The sequence below is a fragment of the Jiangella sp. DSM 45060 genome (assembly GCF_900105175.1).
GTDB lineage: Bacteria > Actinomycetota > Actinomycetes > Jiangellales > Jiangellaceae > Jiangella.
On record NZ_LT629771.1, the window covers coordinates 5748577 to 5764869 of the forward strand.

Here is a 16293-nt window from a genome sequence, read left to right on the forward strand (position 1 = left end):
CCGGCTCGGCTAGCGTGAGGACGTGCGTTTCGGGGTGCTCGGCCCGCTGGAGGTCACCACGGCCGACGGCGTCACGGTGCGGGTCCCCGAGGCGAAGGTGCGGCTGCTGCTCGCCGTCCTGCTCGCGCACCGTGGCCGCCCGGTGTCCGCCGACCGCCTCGTCGACGCGCTCTGGAGCGACGCGCCGCCGGCCCGTCCGCTCGGCGCCCTGCAGACCAAGGTGTCGCTGCTGCGACGTGTGGTCGGTGCCGACCTGGTGACGTACCAGCCGGCCGGCTACCAGCTGCGCGTCCCCGCCGACGACGTCGACGCGGGCCGGTTCGCCGCGCTCGCCGGGCAGGCGCGGGCGCACGACGATCCGGGCGCGCGGGCGGCACTGCTGGGTACTGCGCTGGAACTGTGGCGCGGGCCGGCGTTCGCGGACGTGGCCGACGCGGGAGCGCTGGCGCCGGCGATCCGCCAGCTGGAGGAGCAGCGGCTGGTCACGGTCGAGGAGTGGGCCGAGGCCCAGCTGGAGGTGGCCGCCGGCGACGTGGCCGCCCACGGTGCGCTGGCCGGCGAGCTGGCGCGGTGGGTGAGCGCCGAGCCGCTGCGCGAACGGCTCCGCGCCGCGCATGTCCGCGCCCTCTACGGCGCCGGCCGGCAGGGCGACGCGCTGGCGAGTCTGGCCGAGCTGCGCCGTCAGCTGGCCGACGAGCTCGGCGTCGACCCGTCGCCGGAGCTGCGGCGCCTGCAGGACGCCGTCCTCGCGCAGGACCTCGCGCCCACCGGCACGCGGGCTCGCCACGAGCCCGGGTCCGTGGGCCGGTTGCCCGCACCGCTCACGCCCCTGATCGGCCGCGCGACGACCACCGCTGCCGCGGCGCGGCAGCTGGGCGCGCACCGGCTGGTCACGCTGACCGGCCCCGGCGGCGTCGGCAAGACCCGGCTGGGCGTCGAGGTCGCCGGGGAGACGTCGCCGCGTGACGGAGCCTGGCTGGTCGAGCTGGCCGGCCTGCGCCCGGGCAGCACGGCCGACGCGGTCGCCGAGTCGATCGCGGGCGTCCTCCAGCTGCGCGCCGACGCCGGGCCGGACCCCGTCACCCGCCTGGCGACGGCGCTGCGCACCCGCGAGTCACTGCTGGTCCTGGACAACTGCGAGCACCTCGTCGACGCCGCGGCGGAGGTCGCCGGACGGGTGCTGCGGGCCGCGCCCGCCGTCCGGATCCTCGCCACCAGCCAGCTCCCCCTCGGGCTGCCCGGCGAGGTCGTCGTCCCCGTCCCGCCGCTCGACCCCGCCACCGACGCCGTCGAGCTGTTCCTCGCCCGGGCCGCGGGCGCCGCGCCCGGCCGCGAGCTGGACCGCGACGCCGTCGCGGAGATCTGCCGGCGGCTGGACGGGCTGCCGCTGGCGCTGGAGCTGGCCGCCACCCGGGTGCGCGCGCTCGGCGAGCGTGACCTGCTGGCCCGGCTGGAACACCGGTTCGAGCTGCTCGCCGAGCTGCTCGCCGGGCAGCACGGCGGTCCGGAGCGACAGCGGACGCTGCGGGCGGTGATCGACTGGAGCTGGGAGCTGCTCACCGAGCCGGAGCGGACGGTGCTGCGGCGCCTCGCCGTCCCGGCCGACGGCTGCGACCTCGTCGGCGCCGAGGCGATCGCCGGTGGTCCCGAGGTCGCCGGGCTGCTGGCGCGGCTGGTGGACCGGTCGCTCGTGGTCGTCGTGCCGTCGGCGGCCGGGCCGCGGTACCGGCTGCTGGAGTCCGTGGCGGCCTACGCGGGCGAGCGGCTGCGCGCGGCGGGCGAGCTGGACGCCGTCCGGCTGCGGCACCGCGACCACCTGCTGGCGCTCGCCGTCCGCGCCGACGCGGGGCTGCGCGGCCCGGATCAGCGGCACTGGCTCGACGTGCTGGACGCGGAGTCGGCGAACCTGCGGGCCGTGCTCGACGACGCCGTGCGGGAGGGCGCCGCGGAGCCGGCGTTGCGGCTGGTCGACGCACTGGGGTGGTACTGGTTCCTGCGCGGACGGCTGAGTGAGGGACGGCGGTCGGCGGCGGCCGCGCTCGCCGTCGGCGGCGCCGGACCGCGGGCCCGGGTGGCGGTCTGGGCCGCCGGTTTCGCCGTCCAGCTCGGCGACGACCCGGACGTCGCCGCACGGGCCGATGCCCTCCTCGCGGAGTTCGACGGCGACGAGGCCGGGCTGGCGTGGGCGCGCTGGTTCCTCAGCCTCGGCCTGGCCGGCATCGGCGAGCGGTCGGTGTTCCTCCGGCGGCTCGCGGCGGCGCTCACGACGTTCCGGCGGCGCGGCGACCGCTGGGGGACGGCGGCCGCGCTCAGCCTGGATCCGCGGCCGCGCCCGGCCGAGGAGGCGGCCGCGCTCTTCGCCGAGCTGGGCGACCAGTGGGGCCGGCTCCGGGTCATCGACACGCTCGCCGGCCACGCCGAGATCCGCGGCGACTACGACCGCGCCGCCGCGCTGCACGACGAAGGCGTGCGCATCGCCACCGAGCTCGGGCTGGCGACGGAGCTGTCGGCGAAGCTGGCCGGGCTCGGCCGGGTCGCGCTGCTGCGCGGCGACCTCGCCGCCGCCGACGACCTGCACGAACGCGCCCGTGTGCTCGCGGCCCGGCACGCGCACCGGCGCGGCGAGCAGTTCGCCGAGGTCGGGCTGGCGTTGTCGGCGCGGCGGCAGGGACGGCTCGACGACGCCGAGCGGCACCTGCTCGCCTGGCTGGACTGGTGCCTCGACGCCGACGGCGCGATGGGAGCGGCGCTCATCCTGGCCGAGCTGGGCTTCGTCGCCGAGCTGCGCGGCGACGCCGACGCCGCGCGGTCGCTGCACCTGGAGGGCCTCGCGGCGGCCCGGTCCGCCGACGACCCGCGCGCCGTCGCCCTGGCCCTGGAAGGCCTGGCCGGTGTGCACGCACTGACCGGCGACGGTGCCGGCGCGGCCCACCTGCTGGGCGCGGCGGCGGCCGCCCGGGACGGCGCCGGCGCACCACTGCCGCCTGCCGAGCGCGGCGACGTCGACCGTATCGGCGCCGCGGCCGTGGCCCTGCTGGGCCGGGACCGGTTCGACGCCGCGTTCGCCGCGGGCGTGGCGACGCCGCTCGACCGTGTCAGGCCAGCCGCCGCCAGAGGTCCGGATAGTCGGTGACCAACCCGTCGTCGTCCACGGTGAGGTCGGCGGTGAAGGCGCCGGACGAGTACCGGTAGATGTCCTGGCCGAGCCGCTCGTAGCGCTGGTCCGCCGCGTCCGCCGTCAGCCCCTGGTCGACCGGCACGTAGACGACCCGCACGCCGGCCGACGCGCCCACCGCCAGCCCCAGCCGGCGGATCGGCAGCGTGTTGGTGAACGGCGTCAGCGCGATGTCGACGTCGACGCAGCCGGCGAGGTCGGGCCGCTCCGTGCCGGCGCCGTCGAACCAGCGGCCGTCGCCGCGACGCGTCAGGTCCAGGCCGGGCTCGCCGTACGGGGCCACCGTCAGCCGGCGGACGGTCCAGTCGGGCCCGGCCTCGATCGTGTACGCCAGCCGCGTCGGCCGCCCGTCCAGCGCGACGATCGCCCCGTCGGCCCGCACGCCGTCGCCGTCGGCCCTGAGCACCAGGTGCTCTGTCGCCGGCCAGGCCAGCGCCGACCACATCAGCTCCCGCTCCGTCATGGCGTTCAGTCAACCGTGCTCCGCGCCACGGCGCAACCGGTAAACTGATTTGATGGTTAACGCCAGCCAGGAGGCGCCCGGCCCGCTCGAGACCGTCCGCGAGCTGCTGAACAGCTGGCTGATCCCCAACGACACGCGGCGCCCCGACGACCGCTTCGACCGCTGGGCCGCCGCCCACGCCGTCCCGCCCGCCGACCACGCCGGCGTCCGGTGGCTGCGCGACGACCTCCGCGCGGTCGTCGAGGGGACGGCCGGCGCCGACGCCGTCGTCAACGCGTGGATCGAGCGAACCGGCGTCCGCCCGCGAGTCGGTGGCGGCGCACTGGAGTTCCGGCACGACGGCGGCACCGCCGGCGACCTGCTGGTCACCGTCGTGGCCGCGATCGGCGACGGGACGTGGCGGCGGCTCAAGACCTGCCCGGACTGCCGCTGGGCCTTCTACGACCACACCCGCAACGGCAGCAAGCGCTGGTGCCTCATGACGGCCGGCGGCCCGGACGGCCGGTCCTGCGGCAGCATCGCCAAGGTCCGCGCGTACCGCGCCCGTCAGGCCTCGGCGCCGGACGCGGCCGGGTAGCGCTCGCCCCACCACGCCGCCCACCGGTCGTTCAGCTCGGCGTACGCGGCGTCGTCGATGCCGAACGTGCTGAGCACGGCCATCGCGGAACCGTCGGGCTTCTCCGCGCCCGGCGGGACGAACGCGACGACGAGCAGCCCTTCGCCCCATCCGTCGACGGTGAGCCCGAGTTGGTGCGCCGACCGGAACCACACGGCGCCGCCGACGTCCTGGCCGGCCAGCGTCGCGCGGTAGGCCGAGCCGGGCGGCGCCCCGGCGACGGCGTCGAGGCCGAGCTCACCGAACAGCTCCGGCGCGCCCGCCGTCGTCCCGGCGAAGAACGCCGTGCGCCGCGACCCGCCGGGCTGCCGCTCGAGGTAGAAGCGCAGCTGCTGCAGGAACGTCGTCCAGCCCTCGGTGATGTCGTCGTAGTAGGCGTCCCACTCGGGGCTGACCCCGCGGGGCGCCCTGGTCAGCGTGATGCGGGTGCCGTCGCCGTCGGGCTCGACGACGATCTGGTCGCCCTCCTGGACGCCGAGCGTCCGCGCCCCCGCGTCCTCGGTGAAGCTCTGGAAGTAGATGAGGTCGATCTCGTCGTCCAGGCCCGGCGAGTCCCAGCCGTGCCAGTGCCTGATGCGGTCCTTCTCGCGCAGCGCGCGCCACACCTCGTCGACGGGCGCGGCGATGGTCACCTGAATGCGCGGGGTCTCGGTCATGATCGGTCTCCTCGTGGGGCCGGGTAGCCGCCGGCGACCAGCCGGTACGGGCGGCCGTCGTCGGCGTCGAAGCGCGCGACCACCTGCCGCACCGCCTCCGTCAGCTCGTCGGTGAACTCGTGGACGTCGCCGGGTTCGGCGAACCGGACCTCGGCCTCGATGGTGAACGTGAGCAGCCGCCGGCCCGACTCGTCGGCCCGCGCCTGCATGCGCGCGACGTCGCGGACGGTGTCGGCGGCGACGCCGACCAGGTGCTCGGCGGCGAACTGGTCGCCCATCTGGGTGAGCTCGGCGGACATGACGGCGGGATCGACGACGACGGCGCCCGGCGTGGCCCGCAGGATGCGCTCGACACACCCGCGTCGCCGGCGCTCCTCGACCAGCTCGACCAGCCCGGCCGCCTCGAGCACCCGCAGGTGGTAGTTGACCCGCTGCCGCGGCAGGCCGAGCGCGGCGGCCAGTTGCGTGGCCGACGCCGGCTCGCGCAACCGGGCCAGCAGCTCGCGCCGCGGCGGGGCGAGCGCGGCCCGCACCTCGCCGGGCTCATCGAGGTAGGTGATCGCGGCCATGACGCCATCGTCGAATTGACAATTGAATTTGTCAATACGTGACCGTACACAACCTGGCAACGACAGCCCTCCTCTCGATCCGGCTCACCACGATGAGGCCGGATTCCCGCGAGAGCAGGGCTTGACGTACCTGCCGCGATCAGCCCTGGAGAACGGCGCGGTCGGGGACGACGCGGCCGAGGCCGCGCAGCCACTCGTCCGGCGGGTCCGGCCACCAGCGGCCGGACCGCAGAGCACCGATGGTGTCGCGGACGGTGGCGACGTCGGCCGCGGCCGGCACGACGCGGTTCGGCGAGACGCCCGCGAGCACGCCGAACCACCAGTGCCGCCGGGTCTCCGGCAGCGCGTCGGGATCGAGGACGACGTAGTAGTCGGGCAGCGCGGCGGCCTCGGTGCGCAGCGACCGCAGCGCCGCCTCGACGGCGACCTCCAGCGTGCCGGCCGGCGCCGTCCGGTCGAAGAACCCGGCCCAGGCGGCGCCGACGTCGCCGAGCGGGTCGACGTCGTGCACGACATAGGCGGCGTGCGACTGGGCGACGGCCGCGCGGACCCGCTGCTCGGCGGCGTCGCCGGCCGGCCGTGGAACGGCGCGGACGTTGGCCAGCCCGTCCAGCCCGGCCACCACCCGGGCGGACTCGTCGCCGGCGATGACCACCACGGTGCTGTTCGGCCGCGCCACACCAAAAACCCTATGCTGCGGGAGGTGAAGTACATGATGCTCATCTACGGAACCGACGAGACCTGGCAGCGGGTCTACGACGGCGACCACGTCGGCGACGACCTCATGCGCCGGCACCGCGAGCTGACCGAGCGGCTGGTCGCCTCCGGCGAGTACGTCGCGTCGTCCGGGCTCACCGTCGAGGCGGCGCGCACGGTGCGGGTGCGCGACGGCGTGCCGGCGGTCACCGACGGACCGTTCACCGAGGCCAAAGAGGTGCTGGCCGGCTACTACCTCGTCGACTGCGCGAGCGTGGAGCGAGCGACGGAGATCGCGGCGCAGATCCCGGAGGCCGCGTACGACCTCGTCGAGGTGCGCCGGGTGATGGACCCCGCCGACATGTGACGGCCTAGGCCGGCGCCTCGGGGTCGAGGCCGAGCGCCGCCCGCCCGCCGTCGACCGGCACCGTGGCGCCGGTGACGAACGAGGCGTCGTCGGAGAGCAGGTGCGCCACGACCGCGGCGACCTCGTCCGTCCGCCCGACCCGCCCGGCCGGATGCAGCTGCCGCAACTGCGCCTCGACCTCGGCGGCCGCCGCCGGCGAGAGCCCCGCGAGATAGGCGTCGTAGCGCTCGGTGGCGATGGACCCCAGCGCGACGGCGTTGACGCGGATGCCGCGCCCGCCATACTCGACCGCGAGCGCCCTGGTGAGACCCTCGACCGCCGCCTTCGCCGTGGCGTACGGCAGCGAACCGGGCACCGCGCGCTGCGCCTGGTGCGACGACACGTTGACGATGGCGCCGCCCTGACCGTGGGCGAGGAAGCGGCGCACGGCCGTAGTGCAGCCGACGACGACGGGGTCGAGGTTGAGCGCGATGAGCCGCGACGTCTCGGCCGCGTCCGTCGTGTGCACCGACGCGTCGCGGAACACCGCCGCGTTGTTCACCCACCCGGCCAGTGGCGCCGCCGACTCGGCGAGGTCGGCGGCATGCCAGGCGACGCCGTCGTCGGACGCGCTGCCGGCGACCGCCAGCGCCCGGGTGCCGGCCGGGTGGTCGCGCAGCCAGCCCAGCGCCGTCGGGTCGAGATCGAGCGCCACGACAGTGCCGCCGGCGTCGAGCAGCCGTTCCACGACGGCCCGGCCTACGCCGCGGCCGCCGCCGGTCACCACGTACGAGCGGTCCATGCCTTCCACCCTGCCACGAGGGTCCGACGAACTCCGGTCACTCGCCGCACAGAGCCGGGCGGCCCGAATTCACCGCCAGCCGGCCAGCACCGCGTTCACGTCGGCGTCCAACCGGTCGATCAGCGACCCGTCCGGCCGCATCGCCCAGTCGACCTGAGCGCCGTGCACCAGCGCGGCCAGCACCCGGGCGACCACTTCGGCCGACGGCGCGCCGGGCAGCCCTCCCGCGGCCACGGCGTCCGCCGCCAGCTGCGCGAGCACGCCATGCACCAGGTCGCGCTGCTCGGCGACGCCGGCCCGCAGCGCCGGGTCGGCGAGATCGGCGCCGAACTGGGCCAGGTGGTTGGCCGCGGTCGCGGGGTCGGCGATCTGCTCCGTGCCGACGAGGGCCGCCGTGCGCAGCGCCTCGACCGGCCCCTCCGCGTGCGCCACCGCTGCCCACATCCGGTCGGCCAGGCCGGCGTTCTCCGCCGTCAGCATGGCCTCGAGCAGCCGCTGCTTGGACCCGAACCGCTCGGCGACAGTGGCCGTGGCGACCCCCGCCTCCTGCGCGACCTGCGCGAGCGTGAACCGTGAGCCGTGTCGCCCGATCGCCCGGCCACAAGCGGCCATCAGCTGCTCGTCGGTGACTTTGCGCGGCCGTCCCACGTTGTTATTGAACCACAGTTCGGAAACGGGTAATATCCGAATATGGATTCGGAAACAAGACGGAGAGCCACCCTGCTCGCCGTGCTCTGCGCGGCGCAGTTCGTGCTGATCATCGACGTCGTGATCGTCAACGTCGCGGTCCCGGCCATCCAGGCCGACCTCGGCATCGCCCCGAGGTCCCTGCAGCTGACCGGTGTCGCGTACACCGTGACGTTCGGCAGCCTGCTGATCCTGGCCGGCCGCCTCGGCGACCTGTACGGACGGCGCCCGCTGCTGGTCGCCGGGCTGGTTCTCTTCATGGCCGCGTCGCTGGGCTGCGCGCTCGCGGCGACCGGCTGGCAGCTGTTCGCGGCGCGAGCCGCGCAGGGCGTGGGCGCCGCGCTGGTGTCGCCGAACGCGCTGGCCCTCCTGGTCGGCAGCTATCGCGACGACCGCGAGCGCAACCGGGCGTTGGGCGTCTGGGCGGCAGTCGCCTCGGCCGGTGCGGTCGCCGGGCAGCTGCTCGGCGGAGTGCTCACCGAGACGGTCGGCTGGCGCGGGATCTTCCTGGTCAACCTGCCCATCGGGGTCGTGGCGATCGCCCTGCTGCTGCGGGTGGTGCCGGCGGCGTCGGGCCCGACTCCGGACGGAGTCCGGAGCGGCCGTCTCGACGTCGCCGGCGCGGCGCTGCTGACGGTACTGCTCGGCGGGGTGAGCCTGCTGCTCGCCGACCCCGTCGAACTGCCAGCGGTGGGCCTGATGGCCATCGCCGTCGGGCTCGCGGTCGTCGCCGTCAGGTTGGTCCACACCGAGCGACGCCACCCTGACCCCGTCGTTCCCGGGTTCCTGCTGCGCACCCGGCCGGTGCTGGTGGCCAACGCGTCGCTGCTCCTGAGCGCCGGCGCGCTGGGTGCCACTCTGTACGTCGCGACGCTGGTGATGCAGACGTCGATGGGTTACGGGCCGCTGCAGACCGGGCTCGGGTTCGCGCCGATCACCGTGATCGTGCTGCTGGTCTCACCGCGGGCCGGTGCGCTGATCGAGCGGTTCGGGGCGCCGCGGCTGCTGGTGGCCGGCGCGGCGCTCGGGGTTGCCGGGACGGCGCTGCTGGCGGCGACCGCAGGCGTGGCTGACGACTACTGGACCGGGGTGTTCCCCGGGCTGGCGTTGCTGGCCATCGGCAGCGGGCTGTCGTACGCGCCCACGTTCGCGCTGGCCACGACCGTGCCGGCGGAGCAGCAGGGGCGGGCGTCCGGCATGGTCAACACCGCACAGGAGATCGGGGCGGCGGCCGGCCTGGCGACGCTCGGCGCGCTGGCGGCGGCCACGGCCACCGGCGCAGCGCTGGTCGACCCCGTCGTCGGGTACGGCGCCGCCGCGGCCGTGCTGGCGGTGGCCGGTCTGCTCGCGCTGACTCTGCTCAGCTGTCAGGGCGTGGGCGGCTCCAGGAACACGACCGGGATGACGCGGTCGGTGTTGGACTCGTAGAGGCGGTAGCCCTTGTACGCGGCGAGCACGCGTGGCCACCACACCGCCCGCTCCTCCGGCGTCGCCGTCCGGGCCCGGGCACGCCAACGGCGACCACGCACCTGCACGGTGACGTCCGGATGCGCGACGAGGTTCGTGTACCACTGCGGGTGCCGCGGCCGGCCGCCCCACGAGGCGATGACCACCAGGTGATCGTCGTCGTGCAGGCAGAGCAGCGGCACGGTGTGCCGGCGCCCGGTCCGCGAGCCCGTCGTGGTGAGCAGCAGCATGTCGTTGCGTACGAGCCGCCGGCCCACCACTCCGCGCGTCGCCCGGTAGAGCGCGATGTGCAGGCGGGACAGCCGTCGGGCGGTGGCGTCGCGCACGGCCCCGCTCAGCCCCCCGCGATCTCCTCGAGCGGCACGCCGGTGTCGGTGAGCCGCGCGACGTCGACCTGCTCGCCGGAGCGGATCAGCGCCTTGATCGGCCCGTCGACGTCCCAGACGTTGACGTTCATGCCGGCGACGACCTTGCCCTCGCGCAGCCAGAATGCGACGAACTCGCGCGCCGCGACGTCGCCGCGGTACACGACGTCGTCGTAGTTGTCCGGCGTGACCAGGCCGTGGAACTCCATGCCGAGGTCGTACTGGTCGGTGTAGAAGTACGGCAGCTCGTCGTACACGGAGTCGCCGCCGAGCATCGTCGACGCCGCCACCGCCGGCTGGTTGAGTGCGTTGGCCCAGTGCTCGACCCTGATGCCCGGCCCGAGCAGCGGGTGGTCGGCCTCGGCGATGTCGCCGGCCACCACGATGTCGGGGTCGCTGCTCTGCAGCCTCGCGTCGACCACGACGCCCGAGTGCACGCGCAACCCGGCTGCGGCGGCCAACTGCAGGTTCGGCGCCGCGCCCACCCCGACGACCACCGCGTCGGCCTCGATGCGGCTGCCGTCGGCCAGCACCGCGCCGCTCACGCGGTCGCCGTCGACCGTGAACCGCTCGATGCCGACGCCGGTGCGCAGCGTGACCCCGTGCTCGACGTGGAGGTCGGCGAAGACGCGGGCCAGCTCCGGGCCCAGCGGGCCGAGCAGCGGCAGCTCCTGCGCCTCGACGATGGTGACCTCGACGCCGGCGGCGCGGGCGGCTGCGGTGACCTCGAGGCCGATCCAGCCGCCGCCCACGACCAGCAGCCGGCGCACCGACGCGAGCGTCGACTTGATGGCGTCGGAGTCGGGCAGCCGGCGCAGGTAGTGCACGCCCGCGGCGTCGGCACCGGGGATGCTCAGACGGCGCGGGCTGGAGCCGGTGGCCAGCAGCAGCTTCGCGTAACGGACCGTGCCGCCGTCGTCCTGCACGACGGTGCGCGTCCGGGGGTCGATCTCGACCACCGTCGTGCCCAGCCGCAGGTCGACGTCGTGTTCGGCATACCAGCCGGCGTCGTGGACGAACGCGCTGTCGCGTTCGTCGTTGCCGAGGAGATAGCCCTTGGACAGCGGCGGGCGCTCGTACGGGCGGTCGGGCTCGTCGCCGATGAGCACCAACGGGCCGTCGTACCCCTGGTCGCGGAGCGCCTCGGCGCCCTTGGCTCCGGCGAGTCCGCCGCCGACGATGACGAATGGCTGCTCGGTCACCCTCGCCACGCTACCGCTCGGCCGCACCGCCGCGACGGCAGTGTCCGGAGTCTGTCATCCGTCCGGCCGGCCGCGGCTTCAGCCGCACCTTCCTCCGCCCCGCCGGTGACATCGTCCGTCCAACTGCGGCTTCGCCTCCGGCTACGGCCCGGCCTCGGCCTGCGGGGGCGGAAGCCGGCACGCGCAACATGCCGACGCGCTCCCACTCGATCGACTCAAGAGACACGAGCGCGGGTCTCGCGCAGTCGCCGCCCGGCCAGCACGTCGTTGGAGCGCGCCCGATGACCGGATCTCTGTACCGGCGCAGGGATACCGCGATCTCAACAGCCTGACCTCTCAGCAAAGACACCAGACCATTTCTTGTTCGGGCAAATACCTTTTAGTGGACTTGACGGACACAGCCCTGTCAGGAACGCTAGGCGGCCGACGACCACAAATGGAGAGGTTGTTAGTCATGCAAATAGTTCGGAATGTCGCGGCGGCTATACCCGTGGCTGTCGTTGCTCTGGCACTCGCAACGCCCGCGTTCGCAGCCGAGGACACGTCGACGTCGCTGAGCACCGATCTGAGGGCTCAGCTCGAGGCGGACATCGAGGCCACCATCGAGGCGCGCGTCGAGGCCGATGTGCAGGTGGACCTCGAAGCCGACGTCGTCGTTTCGCTGGCCGGCGCCATCGCCGTCGACGTTCGCCTCGACGGCGAGGTCCGCGCCGACGTCGACGCCGCAGTCGAGAGTGCCCTCGAGGCGGACCTCGAAGCCGCGATCGAGGCCGAGCTCCAGGCCGCGGTCGGAGTCACGGGCGTGGTCGATGCCGGTGTCGATGCCGAGGTCAAGGCCGACGTCGACGTCACGCTCGAGACCGGCGCCGACGTCGAAATCGCGGTCGGTGCCGAACTCGTCGCAGCCGGCGCCCCAGCCGGCCTCGACGCCGCTGCCGACGCGGAGGTCGACGCCAACGCGGAGGCCACGGCCGACCCCGAGACTGCGCCCGACGCCGGCGTCGACACCTCGGTCGACGCTGACGCCCACGCAGGGGCAGATACGACCGTAGCCGGCGAGGCCACAGCCGAGACCGGTGTCGCCGTGGGCAAGCTCACACGCCAGCTCTGAGCCTCGGGCCGCCTCACGGCCATACGGAAGTCGTTGTGGCGCTGTTCATCCACTGACAGTTGAACAGCGCCACAACAATGTCCGTTCAATTCCTCGATTTATCGAGTCGCATGCGGAAGGGCGGGCCGTGGCGTCGTCGAGAACGCCTGGACGGATGTCATCCCGTGCCCGAATGGCGTGACCAAAGGCTTGGCCGTGTCGTCGGTGGGTGAAACGGCGGTTTGCCGATCGCGCCATGGGCGCCGTTCAGGGACGGGGGTCCCGCCGCGCCGGGCGAGCTTCACCGGTACTGCCGCTCGCGGCAGCGGCCACGCCCAGCTGCGGTGACCCTTGCGTCCCTCACCGGCCGTCGCGGTAGCGCCTTCCGGCTAGCGCCCAGGACGCGTGGATGTCGCCTTGGCGGCCGATCTCACTCCCGCCACACACGAGTCCGCTCCGTCCACGTCATGGCGATCTTCCCGGTGGCTGGCACGCTCCGACGTGGCGCGTGCCAGCTCCAAACCGGCCGCAGGACAAGGGTGGTCGATCATGTCGGACAGGTACGCGCCGTGCGTCGGCGCCCGGCCGAGCGGCGGCAAGCCCGCCTACGGATCGTCGGAGACGAAGCCGCCGGACCTTGTCGGACCCGGCTGGTTGACTTCCCTCATGACGACTCTTCGCGACACCGCCGAGCGGTTCGGTGCGCTGCATCGGCCTGGCTCCCCGTTGCTGCTGCCGAACGCCTGGGATCCTCTGAGCGCCCGGCTGGTCGAGGCCGCCGGCGCCGCGGCGGTGGCCACCACCAGCGCCGGAGTGGCGTGGGCGCTCGGCACGGCCGACGGCGACCACATCGACCGCGACAGCGTGCTGACCCTCACCAGTCGCGTCGTGTCGGCGGTCGGCGTCCCCGTCACGGCCGACGTCGAGAGCGGGTTCGGCGCCACGCCCGCCGAGGTCGGCGTCACCATCGAGGGCGTGCTCGCCACGGGCGCGGTCGGGGCCAACATCGAGGACGTCCACCCCGACGATCCCAGCGCGCTGCGCGACGCCGCCGAGCAGGCCGAGCGCCTGGCCGCGGCCCGGTCCGCCGCCGACGCCGCGGGCGTGCCGTTCTTCCTCAACGCCCGGGTCGACACCTACCTCCGCGGCGTCGGCGACCCCGCCACCCGTCTCGCCGACACCGTGTCCCGGGCGCGCGCCTACCTCGCCGCCGGTGCATCCGGCATCTTCGTCCCCGGTGTCGTCGACGTGCCCACGGTCACCCGCCTGACCGCCGAGATCGACGGGCCGGTCAACGCCCTCGCCGGCCCGTCCGCCCCGCCGGTGCGCGAGCTCGCCGCGGCCGGAGCCGCCCGCATCAGCCTCGGCTCGTCCGTCGCCGCGGCCGCCTACGCGGTGGCCCAGCGGGCGGCGCGCGAGCTGCTCGACGACGGCACGTACACCGCGCTGGAGGGAGGGCTCGCCTACGGAGAGCTGAACACGCTGATGTCTTGAGTCCGCGCCGCCGCGATCCCGATCCCCAGCACAGCGGCGCGGTGCCGTGTGATGGACGCCGCCACCCACGTCGGCCCGGCCACGCGTACCCGGGCCCGTCGTCCGAGGTCGCGCCATGCACACGGGTTACGCCGCAAGCGCTCGAGGTCGCCCCGCGACGGTCGTGCGCCGGGAACGTGGGCGTCGGTGCCCGAGGCTGCGCCGCGACGGTCACGCCCCGGAACGCCGCCGCCGACCCGAGGCCGACCGACGATGGCCAGTCCCGGAACACCGCTGCGGAGGACCGAGGTCGCGCCAGCCGCACCGGTCACCCGGACCGGCGTCCGAAGTCGACCGGCGACGGTCACCCGGAACGTCGCCGCCGGTGCCCGAGGTCGCGCCAGCCGCACCGGTCACCCGGACCGGCGTCCGAAGTCGACCGGCGACAGTCGCCCGGAACGTCGCCGCCGGTGCCCGAGGTCGCGCCAGGCGCACCGGTCACCCGGACCGGCGTCCGAAGTCGCCCCGCGACGGTCACCCGGAACGTCACCGGCGGTGCCCGAGGTCGCGCCAGCCGCACCGGTCACCCGGACCGGCGTCCGAAGTCGACCGGCGACGGTCACACTGCGAACGTCGCCGCCGGCGGCGTCGGGGGCGGCGGGGTGTCCGCGCGCCGCGGACCGTAGCTCCCCGGACGGGGCGTACGCGGTCGGCATGACCGGGTCGAACACGCGCGCCCGGCCAAGCGAACCCCGCTCCGCCAACGCGAGCAGCCGGCCGGGTCCTGGCGTGCGTGCGGGCGCGCCCGCCGGTCCGCCACCTCGGCGAGACCGGCGAGCACGCCCACCTGAACCGCGACTGACCGTGCCCTCAGCGCCGGTAGAGCACCGGGTTCATCGGGCTGGCCGCCACCTCGCCCGGCTTGACGCCCGGGATGGAGGCGGCGAGGTCGCCGACCTGGTGCTCGTTGACCGGCTCGGCCACGACCATGTCCGCGTCGATGTAGATGACGGTCATGACGCGGCGAGGGTCGGTGCCGACGTTGGGGCCGGCGTGGTGGAAGGTCCAGCCGAGGTGGTAGCTGGCATCACCGAGGGCGAACGGCTCGTTGACGACGGGCAGGTTCTGCTCGGCGAGCGCGGCCTGCAGCGCGACCTCGGACTCGTCGCTGATGGGCAGGTCGCGGCCGTGCTCGAACCGGTGGCTGCCGGCGGCGAACGACAGCGGACCCATCTCCAGCGGCGTCTCCTGCAGCGGCAGCCAGATGGTGCAGCTGCGGTCGCTCGAGAACGGCCAGTAGTACTGGTCGGCGTGCCACGGGGTGATGCCGCCGGCGGGCTCCTTGTACAGCGCCTGGTCGTGGTAGAGCCGCACACCCTCGACGCCGAGGAGGTCGGCGGCGATCTTGGCCAGCCGCTGCGAGAACACCAGCTCCTTCACCAGCTCGCTGTGCTGCCACAGGTTGCCGACCTGCAGGAACGCCTTGTTGTAGGTCGAGCGCTCCTCCATCGGCAGATGCATGGTGTTCAGCTCGATCACCTTCTCGGTGATCTCCGGCTCGTAGTGCCGGACGACGTCCGGGTCGAGTACGCCGGACAGGTGGACGAAGCCGTCCCGGTCGAACGCGGCGATCTGGTCCGCCGCGAGGTCGTAAGGCGTGTCGAGAGCGGTCGACGTGGTCATCGGTCCTCCAGGAAGGAAGGGGTCTCGGGTAAGGCGCCGAGGTCAATGCTCCTGGGCCGGCACACCTCGGCACCACGCCGACGATGACGGTTTCCGATACTCTCGCAGCCGTTTCGGGCGGCACCTCGGGCATATGGCGCGCGCACCGTATCGTCGAGGCATGCGACCCGCCCTCGAACACATCGGCACCACGGGCGGCCTGTCGTGGAAGCGCTACCTGTACCGCAGCGCCGAGTTCGCGTTCAGCTGGCACTTCCACCCGGAGATCGAGCTGACGCTGATCACGTCGGGCACCGGCACGCGGTACGCGGGCGACAGCATCGAGCCGTACGACCCGGGTCAGCTGACGCTGCTCGGCGCGGGCGTGCCGCATGCGTTCGTGTCGGCGGCGCAGGGCGACAACGAGGCGGTCGTCATCCACTTCCGGGCGGACTTCCTCGGCCCCGGCCTGTTCGACGTGCCGGAGTTCGCGGTGGTGGGGGCGCTGCTGGACGCAGCCGGGCGGGGCCTGGAACTGACCGCGCCGGACGACCTCGTGCGGCGGATCGTCACGCTGACGGAGCAGAACGGCGCCGATGGCACGCTCGGCCTGCTGGACGTCCTGGTCCGGCTGGGCGACGGCGCGCCCGGGCGGCCGCTGGCCAGCACCGGCTACCGCTCACCGGACCGCCCCGACAGCCGCCGCCGGATGGACGACGTCTTCGGCTACCTGCACGAACGGTACGGCGAGCCGATCGCCCTCGACGACGTCGCCGCCGTGGCGCACCTGTCGCCGGCCGCGTTCAGCCGGTTCTTCCGCCGCGCGACCGGCCGCACGTTCACCGCCTACCTGACGGAGCTGCGCGTCGGCGCCGCGTGCCGGCTGCTGTCCGAGAGCGACCGCGCAATCGCCGACATCGCCGCGTCCTGCGGGTTCGGCAACCTCTCGAATTTCAACCGGCGCTTCCGCGAGCTCAAGGCGATGACCCCCCGCGAGTACCGCGCCGCCTTCACCTGACGACGC

General features: G+C 74.4%; 15 protein-coding genes and 1 pseudogene. 7 read left to right on the plus strand and 9 right to left on the minus strand.

What is annotated here, in order from left to right; translation table 11 throughout:
• The first annotated feature begins 22 nt into the window (after positions 1-22).
• Complete coding sequence (locus tag BLU82_RS25665) at positions 23-3133, plus strand: BTAD domain-containing putative transcriptional regulator (RefSeq protein WP_092623806.1); 3111 nt, start codon at positions 23-25, stop codon at positions 3131-3133.
• On the opposite strand, the gene BLU82_RS25670 is transcribed toward BLU82_RS25665, so the two are convergent.
• A complete protein-coding gene (locus tag BLU82_RS25670) occupies positions 3096-3638 on the minus strand; it encodes a putative glycolipid-binding domain-containing protein (RefSeq protein WP_092623807.1) in 543 nt (180 codons plus the stop codon). The genes BLU82_RS25665 and BLU82_RS25670 overlap by 38 nt on opposite strands.
• Positions 3639-4035: 397 nt before the next feature.
• Between BLU82_RS25670 and BLU82_RS36465 the strand changes: the two are divergent.
• Positions 4036-4215: pseudogene (locus BLU82_RS36465) on the plus strand (CGNR zinc finger domain-containing protein); the annotation flags it as partial.
• Here the strand turns inward: BLU82_RS36465 and BLU82_RS25680 are convergent.
• The 3 genes from BLU82_RS25680 to BLU82_RS25690 form a co-directional block, all read right to left on the minus strand.
• Positions 4185-4910 carry an SRPBCC domain-containing protein gene (locus tag BLU82_RS25680; RefSeq protein ID WP_092623809.1) on the minus strand — a complete coding sequence of 242 codons (726 nt, stop codon included), beginning with the start codon at positions 4908-4910 and terminating at the stop codon, positions 4185-4187. The pseudogene BLU82_RS36465 and the gene BLU82_RS25680 overlap by 31 nt on opposite strands.
• Complete coding sequence (locus BLU82_RS25685; protein ID WP_092623810.1) at positions 4907-5479, minus strand: transcriptional regulator; 573 nt, start codon at positions 5477-5479, stop codon at positions 4907-4909. The genes BLU82_RS25680 and BLU82_RS25685 overlap by 4 nt, the downstream gene beginning before the upstream one ends.
• A 139-nt stretch (positions 5480-5618) precedes the next feature.
• Positions 5619-6158, minus strand: coding sequence for a hypothetical protein (locus BLU82_RS25690; protein ID WP_092623811.1), 540 nt, complete (start codon positions 6156-6158; stop codon positions 5619-5621).
• A 33-nt stretch (positions 6159-6191) separates the two neighbouring features.
• Here BLU82_RS25690 and BLU82_RS25695 point away from each other — a divergent pair, with 33 nt between their 5' ends.
• A complete protein-coding gene (locus BLU82_RS25695; RefSeq protein ID WP_092626291.1) occupies positions 6192-6542 on the plus strand; it encodes a YciI family protein in 351 nt (116 codons plus the stop codon).
• Between the two features lie 4 nt (positions 6543-6546).
• Here BLU82_RS25695 and BLU82_RS25700 read toward each other — a convergent pair whose 3' ends face one another.
• Together BLU82_RS25700 and BLU82_RS25705 are read right to left on the minus strand one after the other, a co-directional pair.
• Entirely contained in the window at positions 6547-7323 is a 777-nt protein-coding gene (locus BLU82_RS25700; protein ID WP_092623812.1) for an SDR family NAD(P)-dependent oxidoreductase, read from the minus strand.
• Positions 7324-7392: 69 nt separating this feature from the next.
• Positions 7393-7971, minus strand: coding sequence for a TetR/AcrR family transcriptional regulator (locus BLU82_RS25705; RefSeq protein WP_092623813.1), 579 nt, complete (start codon positions 7969-7971; stop codon positions 7393-7395).
• 42 nt (positions 7972-8013) lie between these two features.
• Here BLU82_RS25705 and BLU82_RS25710 point away from each other — a divergent pair, with 42 nt between their 5' ends.
• Positions 8014-9438: an MFS transporter gene (locus BLU82_RS25710; protein WP_092623814.1), complete on the plus strand. Its 1425-nt coding sequence runs from the start codon at positions 8014-8016 to the stop codon at positions 9436-9438.
• Here the strand turns inward: BLU82_RS25710 and BLU82_RS25715 are convergent.
• Both BLU82_RS25715 and BLU82_RS25720 read right to left on the minus strand, forming a co-directional pair.
• Positions 9378-9803: a nitroreductase/quinone reductase family protein gene (locus tag BLU82_RS25715; protein WP_197682465.1), complete on the minus strand. Its 426-nt coding sequence runs from the start codon at positions 9801-9803 to the stop codon at positions 9378-9380. The two genes, BLU82_RS25710 and BLU82_RS25715, sit on opposite strands and share 61 nt — an antisense overlap.
• An 8-nt stretch (positions 9804-9811) precedes the next feature.
• Entirely contained in the window at positions 9812-11044 is a 1233-nt protein-coding gene (locus BLU82_RS25720; RefSeq protein WP_092623816.1) for an NAD(P)/FAD-dependent oxidoreductase, read from the minus strand.
• A gap of 436 nt (positions 11045-11480) precedes the next feature.
• Here BLU82_RS25720 and BLU82_RS25725 point away from each other — a divergent pair, with 436 nt between their 5' ends.
• On the plus strand, positions 11481-12155 hold the full coding sequence (locus BLU82_RS25725; protein WP_157741262.1) for a hypothetical protein: 675 nt from the start codon (positions 11481-11483) through the stop codon (positions 12153-12155).
• 645 nt (positions 12156-12800) lie between these two features.
• A complete protein-coding gene (locus BLU82_RS25730) occupies positions 12801-13628 on the plus strand; it encodes an isocitrate lyase/phosphoenolpyruvate mutase family protein (protein ID WP_092623818.1) in 828 nt (275 codons plus the stop codon).
• Between the two features lie 849 nt (positions 13629-14477).
• Here BLU82_RS25730 and BLU82_RS25735 read toward each other — a convergent pair.
• Positions 14478-15290 (minus strand): phytanoyl-CoA dioxygenase family protein, encoded by an 813-nt coding sequence (locus tag BLU82_RS25735; protein WP_092623819.1) that lies wholly within the window; start codon positions 15288-15290, stop codon positions 14478-14480.
• A gap of 160 nt (positions 15291-15450) precedes the next feature.
• Here BLU82_RS25735 and BLU82_RS25740 point away from each other — a divergent pair, with 160 nt between their 5' ends.
• On the plus strand, positions 15451-16287 hold the full coding sequence (locus BLU82_RS25740) for an AraC family transcriptional regulator (RefSeq protein WP_172885705.1): 837 nt from the start codon (positions 15451-15453) through the stop codon (positions 16285-16287).
• Positions 16288-16293 lie beyond the last annotated feature (6 nt).

Bases quoted from the DNA above. Each gene is read 5' to 3' on its own strand.
- BLU82_RS25670 (WP_092623807.1), bottom strand. From the start codon at position 3,638: ATGACGGAGCGGGAGCTGATGTGGTCGGCGCTGGCCTGGCCGGCGACA.
- BLU82_RS25680 (WP_092623809.1), bottom strand. From the start codon at position 4,910: ATGACCGAGACCCCGCGCATTCAGGTGACCATCGCCGCGCCCGTCGAC.
- BLU82_RS25685 (WP_092623810.1), bottom strand. From the start codon at position 5,479: ATGGCCGCGATCACCTACCTCGATGAGCCCGGCGAGGTGCGGGCCGCG.
- BLU82_RS25695 (WP_092626291.1), top strand. From the start codon at position 6,192: ATGATGCTCATCTACGGAACCGACGAGACCTGGCAGCGGGTCTACGAC.
- BLU82_RS25700 (WP_092623812.1), bottom strand. From the start codon at position 7,323: ATGGACCGCTCGTACGTGGTGACCGGCGGCGGCCGCGGCGTAGGCCGG.
- BLU82_RS25710 (WP_092623814.1), top strand. From the start codon at position 8,014: ATGGATTCGGAAACAAGACGGAGAGCCACCCTGCTCGCCGTGCTCTGC.
- BLU82_RS25725 (WP_157741262.1), top strand. From the start codon at position 11,481: ATGGAGAGGTTGTTAGTCATGCAAATAGTTCGGAATGTCGCGGCGGCT.
- BLU82_RS25730 (WP_092623818.1), top strand. From the start codon at position 12,801: ATGACGACTCTTCGCGACACCGCCGAGCGGTTCGGTGCGCTGCATCGG.
- BLU82_RS25735 (WP_092623819.1), bottom strand. From the start codon at position 15,290: ATGACCACGTCGACCGCTCTCGACACGCCTTACGACCTCGCGGCGGAC.
- BLU82_RS25740 (WP_172885705.1), top strand. From the start codon at position 15,451: ATGCGACCCGCCCTCGAACACATCGGCACCACGGGCGGCCTGTCGTGG.